Here is a 1,631-nt window from a genome sequence, read left to right as displayed (position 1 = left end):
GCAGGAGATCGTGCAGGGCGACTTCGACCAGATCGACCTGTACGCCTCCAAGCTCGGTGCGCTCGAGACCTTCATCGCGCAGCAGGCCAAGGACGAGGTGCAGGCGAACGCGTCGGCGGTGTCGCTGGTCGACGCGAAGGAATCCGACCTGCGCGTGCAGCAGCGCTACATGCTGCAGCTGCAGGCCGCGCTGAACCCGCTGTCGCTGCCCGACTACCTGCGCAACTTCCTGTCGCAGGTGTGGAGCCAGGCGCTCGCCCAGGGCACGAAGTCGCACGGCGCCAGTTCCGAGCTGGTGCAGCGCCTGAAGCGCGCCGGCCGCGACCTGGTGATGAGCGTGCAGCCCAAGGGCTCGCCGGCCATGCGCAAGAAGTTCCTGATGCAGCTGCCGCCGCTGATGAAGGACCTGAACGAAGGCATGGCGCTGATCGGCTGGCCGGATGCGGCGCAGAAGGAGTTCTTCAGCAAGCTGCTGCCGGCGCATGCCGATTCGCTGAAGGGCCAGCCGCTGTCGGAGCTCGAATACAACCTGATGTCCAAGCAGCTCGAGGGCGTGTTCAACACGCCGCTGCCGGAACCCGACGGGCTGCTGCGCGACGTGCCGATGTCCAGCATGGGCGCCGCGCCGATCGAGCCGCACTTCTCGCCCGACGAAGCCAAGCGCATCGGCCTCGTGCAGGAGAGCGCGGTCGACTGGTCGGGCACCGTCGACATCGACCTGACCTCCGACACCGGACCTGACACCGAGCCCGGCGCGGGCGGCGACACGATGCCGGGGCCGCTGCACGTGGGCGGCGTCGACATCGACCTCGACCTGTCGCCGAACGAGCCGGCCGAGCCGTCGCACGGCGCGCAGCTGATGGACCATGTGAAGCTCGGCTTCGCGTACCAGATGCACCTGAACGACCAGTGGCAGAAGGTGCGGCTGAGCTACGTGAGCCCGGGGCGTGCGTTCTTCGTGTTCACGCGCGGCAAGCGCCACCACGAGACGGTGTCGCTGACCTCGCGGATGCTCGCGCGCATGTGCGAGACCGGGCGCTTCAAGGCGTTCGAGCAGGCCTACCTGATGGAGCGCGCCACCGCGCGGGCGCGCAAGCAGCTGGCGGCGCTGTCGGCGTCGTCATCGCAGCCAACAACACGCCATTGACGTAGCCCGGATGCCAATCCGGGGCCGCCGCATTCCCGGATTGGCATCCGGGCTACAGGCGACGCGCCATCTGCAGCGCGGCCAGCAGGCTAGCCGCATCGGCCCGGCCGGTGCCGGCGATGTCGAACGCGGTGCCGTGATCGGGGCTGGTGCGCACGAACGGCAGGCCCAGCGTCACGTTGACGCCCTGCTCCACGCCGAGGTACTTCACCGGGATCAGGCCGTGGTCGTGCGTCATCGCGACGACCAGGTCGAACTCGCCGCGGCGCGCGCGCATGAACACCGTGTCGGGCGCGTACGGGCCGCTCGCGTCGATGCCCTCGGCACGCGCGGCCTCGATGGCCGGGCGGATGATGCGGATCTCCTCGTCGCCGAACAGCCCGCCCTCCCCGGCATGCGGGTTCAGCCCCGCCACCGCGATGCGCGGCGCCGGCATGCCCCAGCGCGCGGCCGCCTGCCGCGAGATGCGCAGCGTCTGCAGCAC

Annotated in this window: 1 protein-coding gene and 1 pseudogene; one reads left to right on the top strand and one right to left on the bottom strand. The window is 69.9% G+C overall.

Annotated features, from left to right (window positions below; all coding sequences use genetic code 11):
* A pseudogene (locus AC1D15_RS31135) lies at positions 1-1,147 on the top strand (DUF1631 family protein); the annotation flags it as partial.
* 52 nt (positions 1,148-1,199) lie between these two features.
* Here the strand turns inward: AC1D15_RS31135 and AC1D15_RS31130 are convergent.
* Positions 1,200-1,631, bottom strand: a 432-nt coding sequence (locus tag AC1D15_RS31130; protein ID WP_477829077.1) for a PdxA family dehydrogenase, incomplete at its 5' end; no start/stop codon positions are given.

This window comes from Rhizobacter sp. P2_H2 (assembly GCF_056403375.1).
Note: the sequence above shows the minus strand (reverse complement) of the source record. Positions and strands in the feature narration are given on the sequence as shown.